The organism is Brevundimonas sp. GCM10030266 (assembly GCF_042666595.1).
Taxonomy (GTDB): domain Bacteria; phylum Pseudomonadota; class Alphaproteobacteria; order Caulobacterales; family Caulobacteraceae; genus Brevundimonas.
This window is the reverse complement of record NZ_JBHTCY010000003.1, coordinates 372,095-391,432: the sequence shown is the minus strand read 5'-3', so window position 1 is coordinate 391,432 and position 19,338 is coordinate 372,095. Positions and strand designations below refer to the sequence as shown.

Sequence of the window (19,338 nt, the reverse complement as noted above, 5' to 3'; positions counted from 1 at the left end):
TGATGAGACCGCCCTTCGATCTTCCGACGCGCCCCACGGCCGTCGTTCTTCATGACCCTTATTCCGCCGCGCTCGCGGCGCCCGTCCTTGCGGAGCTCGACCAATGACCGTCTCCAAAACCACCAACCTGCGTGACCGCCTGCTGATCGGCGTGTCGCTGGGCTCTATCCTGCTGGCCGGCGTCGCCGAGGCCCAGCAGGATGCCCGCGGCCGTGGCGGTGCTGTCGATCCGGCGGCCGCCGCCGCCCGCGCCGCGCAGGCCCAGGCGGCCCAGGCCGCGCAGGCGAACTCCGCCAGCCAGCGCGCCATCGCCTCCTTCCGCCGCGCCGCGGACGGTCGGGACGCCATGCGCGCCGCCCAAGCCGCTGCCCGCGCCGCTGCGCTGGCCGGTCAGTCCGGTGTCCCCAATGGACTGGGACAGGGCGGGCTGCAGGTCGCGGACGACGTGGAACTGGACCCCAGCCTGTGGGTGGGCGCCAATGGACCGACCCAGACGGTGGGCGCTGATGGCCGCACCCTGGTCAACGTCGATCAGACTCAACAGCAGGCCATCCTCACCTGGAACAGCTTCAACGTCGGTCGTGAAACCGACCTGCGCTTCAACCAGCAGGGCGCCGACTGGGTCGTCCTGAATCGGGTTGTCGGAAACTCAGCCGATCCGTCGCAGATCCTCGGCACGATCAAGGCCACCGGCTCGGTCTACATCATCAACCAGAACGGCGTGATCTTCGGCGGCGCCTCCCAGATCAACACCCGGAATCTGATCGCCTCGTCGGCCAACATCAGCAACGACCAGTTCCTGAATCGCGGCATCTATTCCAGCCTGTCCAACGGCGCCTATGTGCCCACCTTCACCAACGCCGGCGGCACCGTGCGGGTCGAGGCGGGCGCCCAGATCACCACCAACACCCCGACCAGCGTGACGGCGGGCGGCGGCTTCGTGCTGCTGATGGGGACCGAGGTCCACAACGCCGGGACCATCACCACCCCGCGCGGCCAGGCGGCCCTGTCGGCGGGCGACAACTTCATCCTGCGCCGCGGTTACGGCACCGAGGAGAACCCCTATTCGACCACGCGCGGCAATGAGGTGCGCGGCCTGATCAACGCCGGCTCGGCCAGCGGGACGGTGACCAACACCGGTCTGATGGAGGCCGCCCAGGGCGACATCACCCTCGCCGGGCGCACCATCCGTCAGGACGGCGTCATGGTGGCGACCACCTCGGTCAATCAGCGCGGCACCATCCACCTGCTCAACTCCGCCACCGACGCCGAGGGCTCGGTGACCCTGGGTGAGGACAGCCTGACGCTGATCCTGCCGGAGCTCGAGAGCACGGATACGGCCCTGAACGGGCAGCGCGACGCCCTGATCACGGCCTCGAACACGGCCAACCTGAACCGGGGTACGACCACCAACGGCGGCTTCAACGACCGCTCGCTGCTGGCTGACCGGCTGGATCAGTCCCGCATCGAAATCGTCACCGGCGGTGACGTGGTGTTCGAGGGCGGCTCCCAGACCATGGCCCAGGGCGGTCAGGTGGCTGTTCAGGCCAACAGCGGCCGGATCACCGTCGAGGACGGCGCCACGATCGACGTCTCCGGCGTCATGGGTGTGGCGCTGGACATGGAGTCCAACTCCATCCGCGTGAACATCCAGGGCAATGAGCTGCGCGACAGCCCCGGTAACCGGGACGAGGACGACATCCGCAGCCGCGACGTCTGGGTCGATGTGCGCGACCTGGTCCTGCTGCCGGACGGCACGGGTGGCTATGAGGGCGACCGCTGGTACACGCCCGGCGGCCTGCTGGAGGTGGGCGGCTACCTTGGCAACATCCGTCGCGGAATCGGCGAATGGACCGCCGTGGGCGGGACCATCACCCTGGCCGCCAGTGAGGTCGTGGCCGAGCGCGGCGCGGTGCTCGACATCTCCGGCGGCTCCATCGACTACGCGGCGGGCTACAGCCGCTCCAGCCTGCTGCTGGGTGAGGACGGGCGCCTGTACGACGTCCGCAACGCCCCCGCGACCATGCGCTTCGTCGGTCTGGGCAACGCCTATCTCCGCCAGCACGACCGTTGGGGCGTCCAGTATGAGGAGGTGTTCAACAACCGCCTGTTCTCGCGCGCCAACACCCTGCGCTGGGAGGAGGGCTACACCGTCGGTCGTGATGCAGGCCGCCTGATCCTGTCCACCCCCACCGCCGTCATGGAGGCCGACATCCTCGCCGGCGTCATCAACGGTTCGCGTCAGACGCTGGCGCGCCCGGAGGGGATTACGGATGGTTATGCGCTGTCGCAGCACACGGTGGCGCGCGCGGGAACGCTGGTCGTGGGCGGCCATACCGCGCTCGGCGCCACGAATCCGCAGAACACGGACATCGTCATCGGCGACATCGAGGCCGTCACCGGCGGTCTGAACACCGGCGACGCCCTGCCGGCCGATCGCGCCAATACGGTCCGTCTGGATGCCGACTATCTGAACGCACAGGGGCTGGGCGGGCTCGAGCTGCTGACCGGCCGGACCATCTCGATCGAGGGCGACCTGACCCTGGCCAACGGCGGGCGCGTCAGCCTGACGGGGCCGCAGATCGACATCACCGGCTCGATCACCGCTCACGGCGGCTCGTTCATTGCCAGCAACATCCTGCGCTCGCCGGCTGCCGGCGCCGTTCCGACTCCGTTGACCCTGAACGGTCAGGCCGGGTTCCGGCTGGCGGATGGCGCACGGATCGATCTGACCGGCGAATGGATCGATGCGCGCGGCGCGGCCACCGCGCCGAACCTCGGCTTTATCAACGGCGGCGACGCGCGCGTGGAGTTCACCCATGACGCCATCCTCGAGGCGGGCAGCCGCATCGACGTCTCGTCTGGCGGCGCGGTCCTGAACGACGGGCGCGTGCGCGGTGGCGTCGGCGGCGATGTGCGCCTGACCACCAATGCGCTGGCCGGTTCGACCGTCTATGGCGGCGTGCTGCATGCCGACGGCGCGATCACCGGCTATGGCGTCAACGGCGGCGGGACGCTGTCGATGGAAAGCGCCGGACTGGCGCTGATCGGCGGCGAGCGACCCGAGGATCATGAGGGGCTGTTCGTTTCGGCGGACCGCTTCGCCAGCGGCTTCTCGGTCTATGACATCAACGGGCACGGTGGGTTGAAGGTGGCGGACGGCGCGACGCTGGACGTCGTGATGCCGGTCTATCGCTTCCTGGACGGCAGCACGATCTCGCCGACCGCCGGGACGCCGGAGCTGTGGATTCCGCCGCTGCATCAGGAAGATCCGCGCGCCGGCGCTCTGACCCAGAGGGGTGGGGCGAGCCTGAGCCTGCGTTCGGTGCGCAACCTGGCGGGCGGTACGGTCGAGATCGGCGAGGGCGCGGTCGTCAGCGTCGATCCTGGCCAATCGATCCGGATGCGGGGCGTGAGCCAGCTGACCGTCAACGGGCGGCTGAACGCCTGGGGCGGGCTGATCTCGATCGATCAGGAGCGCCTCGATCTGGCCTTGGGGACGAGCCTGCACAACCGGTCGATCTGGATCGGCGAGAATGCGGTGCTGGACGTCGCCGGGCGGGCCTTCACGGCCACGGACGCCAACGGTCGGCGCTATGGCCTGGTTCAGGACGGCGGCCGGATCGAGCTGGGCGGGACGCTGAACTGGGAGACGGGCGGCACGGTGGATCGTCGTCCGGCGGACCTGCATCTGGTCATCCGCGAAGGCGCGGTGCTGGACGCCTCGGGCGCCAGCGCGGTGCTGGACCTGCCGGGACTGGACAGGAATGCTGGCTGGCGCACGACGACGGTCGGCGGGAACGGCGGGACCATCGTCCTGTCGTCACAGGTCGGCATGCACCTGGACGGCGAGATGCGGGCCTCGGCCGGGGCGCCGGGCGCCTCGGGCGGCACGCTGGCGGTCGCCTTCGGCGGCGCGATCTATGATCGCAACAACAATAATCCGGCCCTGTTGGCGCCGCGCTACCTGATGCTGGGACAGAACCGCGCGGACAGCGTGCTGGGCGAGGGACTTGAGGCCGGTCAGGCCGATCCGGGACTGGTCTATGGTCACGCCAGCCTGGGCGTCGATCAGATCACGGCCGGAGGCTTCGGCCATCTGTCGCTGTTCGGACAGATGCGGGCGACCGGCGACCTGAACCTGACGATGAGCGAGAGCCTGCGTCTGTCGGGGCCGGTGCTGGCGGCCGCGGGCACGCCGGACGGACTGAACCTGCGCCTGGCCGCGCCGCACGTGCTGCTGGGCCGCCCCATCTACACCCCGCCGCCGGGTGAAACCTACCTCTATCCCGGCGAGCCCCGGCTGAATGACGGGCGCCATGACACCGTCACCGTCGAGGGCGATCTGATTGAGCTCCGCGACCTGGTCGAGTTCTCCGGTTTCAGCGACGCGCATCTGATCAGCCGCGGCGACATCCGCTTCCTGAAAGCGAACTACACCATCGGCTCGATCGGTCAGACGTCGGCGCTCATCGCGCCGGACCTGCTGCGGCTGACGGCGGCCCAGATCTATCCGGCCTCGGGCGCCTTCGGGACGGTCTTCCTGGGGCGGACGGGAGAGTTCAGCAGCATCTTCCCCAACCCGGAAGGTCGCCTGATCATCGCACCGAACGGACCGACTCCGGCCATGCCCTATTCGGCCCGGGGCAGCCTGAGCTTCGAGGCGGCCTATGTCGAACAGGGCGGCGTGGTGCGCGCGCCGTTCGGCGGACTCAGCTTCGGCTCCCAGAGGACCGAGTTCCCGTCCAGGATCGTCCTGATGCCCGGCAGCCTGACCTCGATCAGCGGCGCGGGCTTGGCCATGCCCTATGGTGGCACGGTTGACGGCGTCCGCTATCTGTACGACGGCGAGGAGGTCGTGCCGAGCAGGCGCGGCGTCAGCTTCAGCTTCGGCGAGCTTGAGACCCGAGAGGGTTCGGTGATCGACCTGAACGGCGGCGGCGACCTGCTGGGCGCGGGCTTCATCAGCGGACGCGGCGGCTCGGTCGACGTGCTGCGCACGGCCTTCGCGGACGCCAATCCGGGCTTCGGCTTCAGCCAGTCGGGCAATCAGGTCTACGCCCTTGTCCCCGGCTATGCGGGGTATTCGCCGGTCGTGACGGACGCGGCCCTGCCCGGTGTCGGACGGCAGGTGACCATTCCGGCGGGCGTGCCCGGCCTTCCCGCCGGGACCTATACACTGATGCCCGCGACCTACGCCCTGCTGCCCGGCGCCTTCCGGGTCGAGGTCGGGCAAGGGAGCGCGGCGGGTCTGTCCGGCGTCACGGCGACCGGCGCGGGCTCCTTCGTCGCGGCGGGCTATATGGGCACGCTGAACACCGGCCAGCGCGACGCGCGGGCCAGCGCCCTGCTGATCACCCCGGCGGACGTGGTGCGCAAGCACACGGGCTATAACGAGACCAGCCTGAACGACTTCGTTCTGGCCGATGCGGCGCGACGCAATCTGCCGCGCGCGGCGCTGACGGACGACGCCGGCACTCTCTCACTTAACCTCGCGCGCGGTGCGGGTCTGGGCGACACGCGGGCCCTGAACATCAAGGGCACGACCCTGTTCGAGGCCGCCAAGGACAGTCAGGGCTATGCCGGTTCGCTGAATGTCAGCGGCCTGGTCCTGACAGGGCTCGAGATCCTGGCCACCGGCGGCCGGGCCGAGGTGGTGGACGCCAACGGCGCCGCCATCTTCGCCGACGACCTGAACGCCTTCGCGCCGGGCCGGATTTCCATCGGCGCCCTGGGCAACAACACCCAGACCACGACCGTCGTGCTGCGCAGCGGCGCGACCCTGTCGGCGCCCGAGGTCTCCCTGACCGCGACCACGGGCGGACGCGGCGTCGTGATCGAGCAGGGCGCGACCATCTCGACCGTCGGTCGCGGCCCAGCGCCCTATGACAATCGCGAAAGCCTGATCACCAGCCCGCAGTATGCGACGCTGACGGTGTCGAACGGCTGGGTGAACCTGCTGGCTCCGACCAATCTCGAATACGGACAGGCGATGATCGATCTGGGCGCGTGCCTGACGGTCTGCGCCGGCGAGACGCGAATCGTGTCCGAAGGCACCATCGGGGTGTCGACCCTGGGCGCCTTCGAGCTGCGCGACAATGTCGCCTACGGCACGAAGAACCTGGTGCTGGCCGTGTCGGCTGTGAACCTGGGCTCGAACGAGACCCTCGCCGACGTGCGGGCCTCGGGCCAGCTGCCGCCGGGCATGACGCTGAACCAGCAGGTGCTGGAGCGGCTGCTGAGCGGCAACACCGCCATCGGCGCCCCGGCGCTGGAAGCCCTGACCCTGAACGCCCGCGAGTCGATCAACCTGTTCGGCACGGTCGAGCTGGACACCTATGACGACGCGGGCAAGTCCATCCTGTCGCGCCTCGTGTTCGGCGCCCCGGCCATGTACGGCTATGGCTCGGCCAGCGACACGGTGACTATCCGCACCGAGGAGTTCATCTGGGCGGGCACGGTCGGGGTCAATGCGGGCGGGCTGAACAACGGCGCGAACCCGTCGGACAGCGCGGCGCTGACGCCCGGCGCGGCCGTTCTGGGCCTGCTCGGCGACAGCGTGCTGAACATCGTGGCGGACACCATCCGCTTCGATCACGCCCCGAACACCCAGCCCATCGCCCTGGTCCCCTCCGACCGGCTGGCGCTCGGGTTCAGCCGGGTCAATCTGACGGCCAACAAGGGGATCATCGCCGACGCGCGTGGGTCACTGAACGTCTACAATGACCAGAACGGCTATGTGGCCGGGCAGGGGTGGCAGTACAGCGGCGGCGACCTGAACATCGTCGCGCCCGTGATCACCTCCGGCTCGGGCGCGGTGCTGGCGCTCAACGCCGGCGGCGCCGTCGACATCCGCGGCGGCGGCGCGACCTATGATCCGGTCAACCAGCTGGGCGGCGAGCTGCGCATCTCGGGCCGGACGATCAACCTCGACACCGCTGTCGTCCTGCCCTCCGGGAAACTGGTGCTGAACGCGGTCGAGGACGTGGTGCTGGGCGACAACGCCCGCGTCGATCTGGCTGGTCGCGAGATCACCATGTTCGACGTCAAGAAATACAGCTGGGGCGGCGACCTGGTCCTGACCAGCCAGAACGGCGACATCCGGGCCGAGGACGGTTCGGTCATCGACCTGTCGGCCCGCTACAATCGCGGCGGCTCGCTGACCGCGACGGCGCTGGGTCAGAACGCGGGTCGCGTCGATCTGCTGGGAACCATCAACGGCAGCGCCAGCGGCATCTATGACGCCGGCGGCACCGTGGTCCCGTATGACGCCGCAGAGGTGACCATCCGGGCGCAGGTGCTGGAGGACTTCGCCGAGCTGAACACCCGCCTGAACACCGGCGGCGTCTTCGGCGCCCGCCGCTTCCAGATCAAGCAGGGCGATCTGGTCGTCGGCGACGAGGTCAAGGCGCGTGAGGTCCAGATTGTGCTGGACGGCGGCGACCTGACCGTCAACGGCCGCATCGACGCCTCGGGCTTCCAGGTGGGCGCGATCCGTCTGGCCGCCTCGGGCGACCTGACGGTCAACGGGACGCTGGACGCCCACGGGACCGGCCTGCGTCGCGACAGCTACGGACAGATCATCGAGAGCCCGAACCGGGCGATGGTCGAGCTGACGACCCGCGACGGTCGTCTGGTGCTGGGTCAGGACGCGGTCATCGACCTGCGCGCGGGGACGGAATCGGCCTTCGCCGACGGACAGGCGCGCGGCACGCTGGACCTGATGGCCCCGCGTATCGGGACCAATGATGTGGCCATCGACGTGCTGGGGACGCTGGACGTTCGCGGCGCCAAGACGACCGCCGTCTATGGCTTCCGCACCTATGACGACGCCCCGATCAGCAACCTGCCGGACGTGTCGGGCAATCGTCCGCAACTGATCACCCAGGCCTATCTGGACGCGCTGGACATCGACAGCACGGCCTTCATGAACGCGGCCCTGGTCAACACCGGCCTGTCGGCGCGTCTGTCGGGGCTGGGCGACTATCGCCTGCGTCCGGGCGTGGAGATCGTCAGCAACGCCGCGACCAATCCGGGCGGCCACCTGACCGTCTCGGGCGACATCGACCTGTCGAACTATCGCTACGGCCCCGAGGCCAACCGCACCGATCCCGCCCTGCGCGGCTTCGGCGAGCCGGGGATGCTGGTCATCCGCGCGGCGGGGAACGTCAGCGTCCACGGCAGCATCAACGACGGCTTCGCCCCGCCGCCGGAAACGCCCGATGACAACGGCTGGGTGCTGGAGGAGACCCGCGACAATCTCGGGAACGGACTGACGCCCTTCGGCGGCGACATCATCGTGCCGATCGACGGGGTCCAACTGGACACCGGAACGATCTTCAAGCGCGGCACGCGCCTGAACTACGACATCCCGGTCCGAAACGTGACCCTGCCGTCCGGCACCACAGTGCCGGTCGCCGTCACCCTGAACGGGCCGCTCAGCCTGCCTGCCGGTCTGGTGCTCAGCGCCGAGGTCCGCACGGCGAACGGAACCGTCTATGCGGCGGGGACCGTGCTGCCGGAAAACCTGACGCTGACCAGCGGCGCCACTCTGGGCGCGGGCTTCCAACTGCGCGCCGCCGCGCCGGTGCAGGCCTTCACCTGGCCCAAGGGCGAGGTGCTGCCGGTCGATCTGACCACCAGCAGCCGCATCACCTTGGCGCGCGGATCGCTGATCCCGTCGATGACCAAGATGGAGCTGCCGGACAACCAGCCGATCAATCTGCGCCCCGTGGGCGCCGATGGAACCCAGGGCCGCAACTGGGCCTTGGCGAGAATGCTGGGGGAGGGTTCGACCTCATGGGATCTGACCGTCGTGGCCGGCGCCGATCTGGGCTCATCCGACCGCACGGCCCGCAATGCCCTGAGCAGCGGCGACATCATCCTGGCCGACGCCCATATCGGCAGCATCGGCAAGGTGACCATCCGCTTCGAGGGCGGCGGCCAATCGGTCTTCACCGTGCAAGGGGCGCTCGACAACTTTGGCGACGCCAGTTTCGCGGGCCTGACGGAGTCCGAGCTCGACGCCAAATTGCTGGCGGAGTGGGGTGGGACATTCCGGGACTTCTTCGGCTCTTCGCTGACTGAGTATTGTGGTCTGCTGGCGGCGGGGCAGTGCGAGACCCAGTCGGCCGGCGGCATGGTCTTCACCGAGCAGGGCGCGCTGGAGAATTTCGGTGACGCCAGCTTCGCGGGCCTGACGGAGCAGGAAATCGACGCCCGCCTCCTGGTGGAATGGGGCGCGACCTTCCGGGACGCGTTCGGGATGCCGCTGGCGGACTATTGCCAGCTTCTGGCGGCGACCGCGTGTCAGATGACGGGCGGCGAGTGGACGTTCACCGAGGCTGGCGCCGTCACGTGGTTTGGCGACGCGAGCGTCGCCGGTATGTCGCCTGCTGAAGTCGAGGCCTGGCTCCTCGCCAACTGGGGTTACTCGTTCGAGGACGTGTTCGGTCAGAACATGGCGGACTTCTGCGCAACCCGCAGCAACGACTGTATTATGGCGGGCGCCGAGCCGCCGACCGAGGTGCGCGAGTACACTGTCGGGCCGGGCGGTTCGAACTTCAGCGTGGTGCGCACCGGCGCGGCGGACATGACCCTGATCGCCGGTCGGGACGTGCAGATGTCCTCGATGTTCGGGGTCTATACCGCCGGGATGCAGACCTCGCTGGATGGGGTGGACAACGCCCAGTTCAACCTGCCGCGGGACGCCGTCTATCAGATGGGCGAACCCTTCGGAGCCGGCAGCCCCTATCTGGACGCCTGGAACCTGTGGAGCGCCTGGTATCCCGATCTGGGCGGCAATCTGACCATTTCGGCCGGACGCGACGTGATCGGCGACAGCTGGGGTGCGGACGCCCAGAACAGCGTGCTCTATCCCAACGAGCAGAAGGCGCGGTTCGCCTCGGCCAGCCTCGGCAACTGGCTGTGGCGTCAGGGAACGGGCGACACCGTCGGCGTCGATCCGGTGGCGACCAGCTGGTGGATCAACTTCGGTGCCTACGCCAACGATCTGCCGGGCAACTCCTTGTCCAGCAACCGGATCGTCGGCTTCACCGGCTTCGGCGCCCTGGGCGGCGGCAATGTGTCGATCACCGCCGGGCGTCACGCCGGCATCGTCGATCCGCGCGGCGGCGGTCTGGTCACCACCATCGGCGCGGGGGATCGGACGCAAGGATTGGTCGTGGCCATCGGTTCGACCGGCCGGGTGGTCGGCGACGACCTGTATCTGACCGGCGGCGGCGACCTGAACCTGCGCACCGGCGGCCTGCTGAACCCCAACGCTCGCGCGACCCAGATCCGTTCGGGTTCGGGCAACCAACGTCCCACCGGGGACGTGGCCGACACCAACGGGGTCCTGACCAATCTGCGCGGCGCGGTCAGCCTGTCGACCGGGGGCATGGGCACCTTCGGCGTGACCTATGGCGACGGCTTCGGCCTGCGGCCCAGCGATCCCTTCGCGGTCGGCGGCGGCAGCGGCATGGGCGGCATACTGCTGATGCTGGGCGACTCGGCGGCCAACCTCAGCACCCGGGGCGATCTGGTCCTGGGCGGCGTCGGTGATCCCGGCCGGGTCTGGCAGGCCACCAGCCAGGCCTGGTCCTCGGCGACGGAAAGTGAGGCCGGCGGCGGTGCGAGCTGGTTGTCCCTGTGGACCTCGAACACGGCGGTCAACCTGTTCTCGGCCGGGGGAGACCTGATGCCGATGTCCATGTCCGGCACGCCCGTGAGCAGCTGGAACATTCGGACGGAGGCCTTCGGCAACAAGCAGACGATCATCTATCCGTCGATCCTGCGCGCCGTCGCGGCGGGCGGCGATATCCGCATGGGGCCGGACCTCATGCTGTTGGGCGCAGGCGAGCCTTCCCAGACCGTCCTGTTGCTGGCGCCCTCGACCAAGGGGCAACTGGAGATGCTGGCCGGCGGGTCGATCATCGGCGGGGCCGGACGGGCCGACATCATCCAGTCCGGCGCCGACACCCTGCTGCCGTCGCCGTTCAATCCGGCCTTCGCCGTGTTCAACTGGCCGGGCATCCGATACGGCAACCTCTCGTCGGACGGCATTCAGGCCGCGCCCGAAACGCCGGTCCTGTTCGCCTTCGGCCCGAATACGGTGATGAACCGGTCGCCGCACCTGGGCGACCTGACCCCGGCGCGCTTCTATGCGGTGAACGGCGACATCATCGGTCTGAACATCGGCGAGATCACCCCTCAGAACATCGCCATCCCCGTCTACAACCGGCTACGGACCATACCGACCTGGTATCAGGGCGCGACGGCGGTTCAGCTGCGGGCAGGCCGGGACATCATGGCCCTGAACCTGCTGGCGGTGAACAACAACGAGCTCGACATCTCCATGGTCAGCGCCGGGCGGGACATCATCCACGCCGACGTCACCGTGGCCGGTCCGGGCGCGCTGGAGATCTACGCCGGTCGCAACCTGTTCCAGGAAGATGTCGCCGGCGTCCGCTCGATCGGCAGCCTGGTCCAGGGCGACGCGCGTCCCGGCGCCTCCATCTCCCTGTCGGCCGGCATGACCGGCGTGGAGTGGGACAAGCTGCGCGACCTGTATCTGGACCCGGCCAATCTGCTGGTCCCCAACGCCGACGGCCAGACGCCGCCGCTGGAGGGCTCGGGCAAGGTGGTCAAGGTCTACGACAAGGAACTGGTCGATTGGCTGGAGGAGCGTCGCGGCTTCGAGGGCACGCCGGAAGAGGCCCTGGCCCTGTTCAAGACCCTGGCCCCGGAAGAGCAACGCATCTTCCTGCGCCAGATCTACTACGCCGAAACCCGTGAGGCCGGTCGCGAGTACAACAACCCCGACAGCACCCGCTTCGGCAGCTATCTGCGCGGCCGTCAGATGATCGCCACCCTGTTCCCCGACGCGGATGCAGACGGCGTCGAGATCGTCCGCTCGGGCGACATCCTGATGTACGGCGGCTCGGGCGTTCGCACCGACTTCGGCGGCGATATCGAGATGATGGCTCCCGGCGGCGAGATCGTCATCGGCGTCCAGGGCATTGTGCCGCCGGCGACGGCGGGGGTCGTGACCCAGGGCGCGGGCGACATCCGCCTGTTCTCGGAAGGCAGCCTGCTGATGGGTCTGTCGCGGATCATGACCACCTTCGGCGGCGACATCTTCGCCTGGTCGGAGGAGGGCGACATCAACGCCGGTCGCGGCTCGAAGTCGACCATCCTCTACACTCCGGCCCGCCGCATCTACGACAACTACGGCAACGTCCGGCTGGCCCCCCAGGCGCCGTCGTCGGGCGCCGGCATCGCCACTCTCGACCCCATTCCGGAAGTTCCGGCCGGGGACGTGGACCTGATCGCGCCCCTGGGCACGATCGACGCCGGCGAGGCGGGCATCCGGGTGTCGGGCAACATCAACCTAGCCGCCCTGCAGGTGCTCAACGCCGCCAACATCGAGGTCAAGGGCGACTCCACCGGCATGCCCTTGCCGCCCGTGGTGAACACCGGCGCCCTGACCGCAGCCTCCTCGGCGACCAACGCCGTCGTGGCCGAGGCCGCCGAAGCCGCCCAGCGAGCCCGCCCGGCCCGTGTCGAGCCGCCGTCCATCATCACCAGCCGTTTCCTCGGCTTCGGCGAGTGACCTGATCCGGAGGCGGCGTGACCCCGCCGCCTCCGTTCTTCTTACCGTGGAGTATCCCATGTCTTCCGCTGCCCCGCAGCCGACCGCCGGTTTGCCGCTCTTCTATCGCGACCCACAGCCGCTGAACGCCGCCCAGCACGCCGGCTGGCGTCTGGCCGACGGCGATGCGGCCTTCGCCGCCCAGACTCCCTTCGTTCCCGTGGTGGTCGGAGAACTGGCCGCGGCGGCCCGCTGCTACCCCATCGTCTTCGCCGGCGGCGACGGCCAGCCGGTCGCCGTGCTGGGCCTTGAACAGCGCAATCTGTTCGTCGCCGAAGGTCGCTGGGCCGAAGGCGTCTATGCGCCCGCCTACGTCCGCCGCTATCCGTTCGGCTTCATCCGCACCGTCAATCCGGACGGCTTTGCGCTGGCGATCGACGCAGGCTCGGAGCGTGTCCTGCGCGAGGGCGAGGGCGGCGTCGCTTTGTTCGAGGACGGCCAGCCCTCGGCCCTGACGAAACAGGCGCTGCAGTTCTGCGACGCCTTCCAGGCGGACGCCGCCGCCACCCGCGCCTTCGCCGAGGCCCTGACCGCGTCGGGGCTCCTGATTGATCGCCGCGCCGACGCCACCTTGCCGGATGGCCGCAAGCTGGGCCTGGACGGCTTCCGGATCGTCGACGCTGAAAAGTTCGCCGCCCTGCCGGATGAGACGGTTGTGGACTGGCATCGCAAGGGCTGGCTGGCGCTGGTGCATTTCCACCTCGCCTCGCTCGAGCGCTTCTCGGTGTTGCTGGATCGTCAGAACGCCGTCGCCGCCGTGTCGCAAGACCATGTTTCGGAGCCGCAGGACGGCGCCGCCGCCAAACCCAAGACCAAGAAGGCCTGATCCCATGTCGATCCGTATGCTCACCCTCGCCGCCGTCGTCGCGACCCTCGCGCCCGTCGCGGCCACGCCGGCCATGGCCCAGACCATCGGCGGCGCCCGTGGTCAGGCCGCCCCGGCCGCGCCCGAAGCCCAGCCGCTGGGCGGACCTCTGGTGCCGGGCGTCTGCCTGCTGTCGCGTGAAGCGGTCTTCGCCAACGCCGCCGCCGGCCGCGCCGCTTCGGCCCGCCTGCAGGAGATCACCCTGGCGGCCCAGGCCGAGATCGACGCCGTGCGGCAGCCGCTGGAAGCCGAGGCCCAGGCCTTTGAGACCCAGGCCGCTTCCCTGCCGGAAGCCCAGCGCAACGAGCGCCAACAGGCCTTGCTCCAGCGCGTTCAGGCCCTGCAGGCCCAGGCCGCCCACAACGCCCGTGAGGTCGAGGCGACCCGCATGGCCGCCATGAGCCGCATCGCCGACGCCGCCCAGCCGGTGATCGCCGAGGTCTACGCCTCGAAGAACTGCGGCCTGCTGTTCGACCGCGGCTCGGCCCTCGGCGGAAACTTCGGCAACGACCTGACCGCCGGCGTGGTCGCGGCTCTGGACGCCCGCCTGCCGACCCTCACCTTCGAGCGTGAACGCCTGCCTCTACAGCCGGCCGGGACGGCCCAGTGAAACGGCCGCCGATGACGATGCGCAAGGTCGCGGGCCGCCTTCTGGCGGCTCTCGGCCTCGCCGGCGCCGCCTCGGGCGCGGCGCAGGCCCAGGACGCGGCGCAGGAGCCGCCGGTCGCTCCGGTCCAAGCGCCCGCCGCCTGGGTCGCCTATGCGGAAGAGGCGACCGGGGCGGTGTCCGCATGGCTGGAGGATGACAGCGCGTCATCGGTCGCGGTGCGGACCTATATGGGCGCCGCCGAGGCCGAAGCCGGCGAACCGCGTCCCTTGGAGCTCAAGCTCTGGATCGACGCCGAAGGCCGCGTCTCGCGCATCGACTTCACGCCGTTTGTTCATGCCGAGGCCAATGCCGCGCTGACCGACGCCCTCGTCGGTCGCGCCTTCACCGCTCCGCCTCCGGCCGGGATGTTGCAGCCTTTGCGGATTGAGGTGCAGGCGGGGGGAAGGTGATCCTGAGGCACACCGCTGGGGTGAGCCGCTCTTAAGTGGTTCGGCCCGAATTTGAGCCGCTCTTAAGTGGTCGCCTTAAGTGGTCGAACTTCTGGAACCCAAGGATTGTGGGCTCGAGGTGAGGGTGCGGCTCTGAAAAGTGTTGCGCCGCAGCTAACCGGTTAGGCGCCGTGCATTCGCGTTTCGGCCTTTTCCAAGCGCTCCATGGCCTGCGTCAAACTCGCAAGGCAAAGCGGGGCGGCGGAATCTTCGCGCGGGCGACATGTCCCTGTCACGTCACCAGACTAGCAGCGCGCCCTTCTGGTGTGAGGCGTGATGCAGGATTGCGAGAAGGGTTTGGCGATGCCGGCGTCGCGATGGCGGACCCTGGTCCGGCGTGTTGCGCGCGCGACCTTCCGGGACGATGCCGAGGACCTGCTGCACAGCGCCTATGTTCGCCTTCAGGGATCCACCAGCCTTGGCAAGGCGGATGATGCCGATGCCTATCTCGTGCGGACCGCCGTCAATCTGGGCATCGACGAGCATCGTCGCGACAGTCGGCGGCGACAGACCGCCGAGCCTCCGGGCTGGGATCAGATCCGCGATGGAGCGCCTCTTCAGGATGAGGCGCTTGTCGCGCGTCAGAAGCTGAATGAGATTGACCGCGTGCTGGCCGGTCTGGGCGAGCGGACACGCACGGTTTTCCTGATGCACAGGCTCGACGGCCTCAAACATCGCGACATCGCCGCCCGGCTGGGCATCAGCCAGGGCATGGTCGAGAAACACATCGCCAGGGCGGTGCTGGCCTTGGCCCGGGCGGTGAAGCCGTGAGGTCGGGTCGTCTGGATGATCTGGCTCTGGCCGAGGCTTCGCAATGGCTGGCCCGGATGCAGAATGACGCGCGGTCGGCCGACGACGAGGGCGCTTTCAAGCGCTGGCTTTCGGCGCGGCCCGAGAACGCCGCAGCCTTCGATCACGTCACCCATGTGTGGGACCTTGCCGGCGCGACCTCCAGCCAGCGGTTCCGGCCCCGGCCGACGCGGCGCGCCCTGATGGCCGCCCTCGGCGGGGTCGCCGCGGTCGGTGTCGGTGTCGGGATCTGGAACACGGCGGAGGCGCGGACCGTGCGCACCGGTGTCGGGGAACAGAGGCGGCTCACCACCCCGGATGGCGCCCGCATCGTGCTGGACACCAACAGCGATCTGAAGGTGCCCGGCAACAGCGACAGACCGCTCACCCTGCGTCGGGGGCGCGGGGGATTCGAGGTTCCCGCCACAGGGCGGCGACCATTCAGAATCGAGGTCGGAGCCTGGACCCTGTCCTGCGCGGGTGGTGATTTCGACGTCAGCACAGCGGACGCCGGGGACGACCTGGTGGTTCATCTGGGCCTTGTCGAAGCGGTGCGACACGGCGCGCCGACCGTTCACAAGGTCGCGTCAGGACAACAGCTGGATCTGGGGGGCGGACCTGTGCGGCTGGCCGCCATGGCGATCGATGCGGAGACGGCCCAGGCGTGGCGGAAGGGGCAGCTGGTCTTCGTCGATACGCCACTCGGCGAGGCCGCCGCGGCGCTCAACCGTTATGCGCAAAAGCCCATCCACGTCTCGGACAGTTTGCGCGACGTGCGGATCAGTGGCGTCTATCGAACCGGCGCGCCGGAAGCCTTCGCCCAGGCCGCCGCCATTCTGGTGGGTGGGGACGTGAAAGTCTTCCGTCAGCGGATCGAAGTCACCTCGTCGAAATCGACGTCATAAAACCTTGTAAAAAAACTCTGGAGGATTCCGGAGCGCCCCAACGTCCTGAAGTCGGCGCAGCGAACATTGCGCCTCTACATAAAGTCGGGGCTTAAAGTGATTTACAACTCTGGAATGAAGCTGCGCCACATCTTGGCGACGGGCGCGGCCATGGCGATCATGGCGGGCGCCGGACTGGCCCATGCACAGGACGCACGGGTCGTTCAGGTCGAGGTGCGGGCGCAGTCCCTGTCGTCGGCCCTGCGAGACATCGCGCGTCAGACGGGCCAGGATATCCTGTTCGCCTCCGATGCGACCGCGGACCGGACCGCCGTCGCGGTCACCGGACGACTGACGGCGCGCGAAGCCGTCGAGCGCGCCATCGCCGGACATCCGCTCGAGATCGTCGAACAGCCCAACGGCGCCTTGCTGGTGCGGCCGAGGTCGGCGTCCGCCACCTTTCCCGAACAGGCGGCCGCCGGCGCCGATCCGACCACGCTAGACGAGGTTCTGGTCACCGCGCCGATCCGCGACAGCCTGCAGCGCTCGCTTCAGACCCAGCGCAACGCCAACAATGTGGTGAGTGTCATCGCCGCCGACACCATTGGCCGCTTCCCCGACCAGACCGCCGCGGCGGCGCTGGCGCGCCTCCCGGGCGTTGGCGTTCAGCGGGACCAGGGGCAGGAACGCTACATCCAGATCCGTGGTGCGCCGACGCGCTGGACGACGACCGCCTTCAACGGCGTCAACGTTCTGGGCGGCGATGATCGCATCTTCCGCTTCGACTCCGTGCCCTCGACGCTGATCGATGAGGTGGTGCTGAACAAGACCCTGACCCCGGCCATGTCGGCGGAGTCGCTGGCCGGGCAGGTGGACATCCGCACCATCCAGCCTATGCGCCAGCGCGGCTTCAGCGGCGCTCTGGACGCCGGCGTCGGTCATGTCGACATGGGCGAAGGGCACCAGACCCTCTACGGCGGGCGTCTGGGCTGGTCCAATGACCGCTGGGGCTTCGTCGTTTCGGGTTCGCACTACGAGTTCGAGCAGGAAGCCGATAACGCCGAGCCGCGCTATGACGCGATGGGCATCTCCCAGCTCCGCGTGGCGAAATACATCACCCTGCGCGAGACCAACGCCCTGTCGGGCACGGTCGCCTTCCGCCCCGCGGACGGCCATCTGCTGTCGTTCACCAGCCTGTTCACCGAGTTCGACGACCACGAGCAGCGCAACCAGTACACCTTCTATCCCAACGGCGGGACCGGGACGCGGGACTTCCAGACCGGAGATCTGGTTTCCGTGGAAGCGCGAGGGCTGTTCAACGACGGCGGCGCCGTGAACTCGACGATCTACAACGTCCTGCACGGCGAACATCAGTTCGGCGAATGGTTCGGAAGCTGGGACCTGGCCTACACCAAGAGCGAGGTCACAAGCGGCAGCCCGCTGATCGAACAGCGCCAGAGCGATGGCCTGCGCTCGTCGATGCAGTATGTGCTGGGCGAGGGCAACATTCCGTTCGTGACCCTGTATGACACCGACCGGAGTGGCGCGACGCCGGTTCGCGGCGCGCAACGCACCAGTCTGGATCAACTCGCCTTTGACGAAGAGCGGATCACCTGGTCGGGCTCCGAACGGACCACGACCGACTACGCTCTCAAGGGCGACGTCTCCCGGGACTGGAGCGGTTTCGGGGGGCACTCGACCTTCGCGGCCGGCTTCCAGTTCAACGACCGGGAGTACGTCGACGTCGGCTCCTATGTGAACGTCACCCCGTCCGGCGCGACCGGCGGCGTGATCTCCGCGCGTGAACTGGCCGCCGCCCTCGGTGTCGAGTGGACGCCGCTGGCCCTGGTCGGGACCCGGGCGGTGGACGAGCGCTTCAACCGCGGCTTCACCTTCAACTACATCGACAACGCCGCCATGCGTCGTCAGGCGGAAGCCCTGCTGAACGCCGCGCGGGCCGCCAACGCCGCCGGCGCGGACTATGCGGTTCCGGAACTGGTTCCGACCCAGCGGTTCGCGATCGAGGAACGGGTTCTGGCCGCCTATGTCCAGAACACCTGGCGCTATGGGCCCCACACCGTTCTGGCCGGTCTGCGCGCCGAACAGATCGACGTGGAGTCGAACGGCTTCGTCACGGTGGACGGCGCCGTCTCGCCAATCTCGCTGGCCAGCGATGACCTGAAATTCTTCCCCAGCCTGCACTGGAACATGGATGCGACGGACGACCTGAAGATCCGCGCGGCTTTCGTCACCGGTTCGGCGCGTCCGAACTTCAGCCAGCAGAGCGCCAACACTTCGGTCAGCGACCTGAACCAGACGGTCTCGGGCGGCAACCCGTCCCTGAAGTCGGAGACCGCGATGGGCTTTGACGGTTCGGTGGAGTGGTATTTCGCGCCGTCCGCGGTGCTGCAGGCCAACGCCTTCTACCGTGACGTCAAGGATGTGCTGTTCTCCTCGACCCGGGTGGTCGGCGACGACACCTACGACTTCGGCGGCATCGATCGTTCGGGTTACGACTACTCGACCACGGTCAATGGCGAGGACGGCAAGCTCTACGGTCTCGAGCTCATCTACAGCCAGCCCTTCACCTTCCTGCCGGGGCCGTTGTCGGGGCTCGGCGTCGAGGCCAGCATGGCCTTCCTGGACGGCGAGTTCACCACGCCCTCCACGGCCGGGACCCCCGGACGGGTGGTCAGCTTCCCGGGCACCTCGGACCGGCTGACGAACCTGTCGGTCTTCTATGAGAAGTACGGGCTGTCGGCGCGACTGAGCTACCAGCACCGCACGGGATGGCTGGACGAGGTCGGCTCCACCGCCGCCAGCGACATGCACTGGGACGCGACCGAGCGGGTCGATCTGTCCATTCGCTACCAGGCCACGGACAACGTGACCCTGTTCCTCGACGCCAACAATCTCGGTGACGAGCGTGGGCGGCGATACCAGGGCGCATCGGAACGCACCTACGAACTGGAGGGCTTCGGTCGGCGCTTCATGGTCGGCCTGCGCTCCACCTTCTGATGTCTGTAGGGGGAGGGCGCCCGGCGTCCTCC

General features: G+C 68.6%; 7 protein-coding genes. All 7 read left to right on the top strand.

From position 1 onward, the window contains the following. The first annotated feature begins 103 nt into the window (after nucleotides 1-103). The 7 genes from ACFQQC_RS11645 to ACFQQC_RS11615 all read left to right on the top strand — a co-directional run bounded on the left by ACFQQC_RS11645 (nucleotide 104) and on the right by ACFQQC_RS11615 (nucleotide 19,306). Entirely contained in the window at nucleotides 104-12,613 is a 12,510-nt protein-coding gene (locus ACFQQC_RS11645) for a filamentous haemagglutinin family protein (RefSeq protein ID WP_376862558.1), read from the top strand. A gap of 58 nt (nucleotides 12,614-12,671) precedes the next feature. Continuing rightward, the gene (locus tag ACFQQC_RS11640) at nucleotides 12,672-13,478 is read left to right on the top strand and encodes a SapC family protein (RefSeq protein WP_376862557.1); all 807 of its coding nucleotides are present in this window, start codon (nucleotides 12,672-12,674) and stop codon (nucleotides 13,476-13,478) included. 4 nt (nucleotides 13,479-13,482) lie between these two features. Then, complete coding sequence (locus tag ACFQQC_RS11635; RefSeq protein WP_376862556.1) at nucleotides 13,483-14,127, top strand: OmpH family outer membrane protein; 645 nt, start codon at nucleotides 13,483-13,485, stop codon at nucleotides 14,125-14,127. Between the two features lie 11 nt (nucleotides 14,128-14,138). Continuing rightward, complete coding sequence (locus ACFQQC_RS11630) at nucleotides 14,139-14,576, top strand: hypothetical protein (protein WP_376862555.1); 438 nt, start codon at nucleotides 14,139-14,141, stop codon at nucleotides 14,574-14,576. A gap of 342 nt (nucleotides 14,577-14,918) precedes the next feature. After that, nucleotides 14,919-15,386: an RNA polymerase sigma factor gene (locus ACFQQC_RS11625; RefSeq protein ID WP_376862554.1), complete on the top strand. Its 468-nt coding sequence runs from the start codon at nucleotides 14,919-14,921 to the stop codon at nucleotides 15,384-15,386. Further along, entirely contained in the window at nucleotides 15,383-16,309 is a 927-nt protein-coding gene (locus tag ACFQQC_RS11620) for a FecR family protein (protein WP_376862553.1), read from the top strand. The genes ACFQQC_RS11625 and ACFQQC_RS11620 overlap by 4 nt, the downstream gene beginning before the upstream one ends. Nucleotides 16,310-16,423: 114 nt before the next feature. Beyond that, a complete protein-coding gene (locus ACFQQC_RS11615) occupies nucleotides 16,424-19,306 on the top strand; it encodes a TonB-dependent receptor (RefSeq protein WP_376862552.1) in 2,883 nt (960 codons plus the stop codon). The last annotated feature ends 32 nt before the right edge of the window (nucleotides 19,307-19,338 follow it).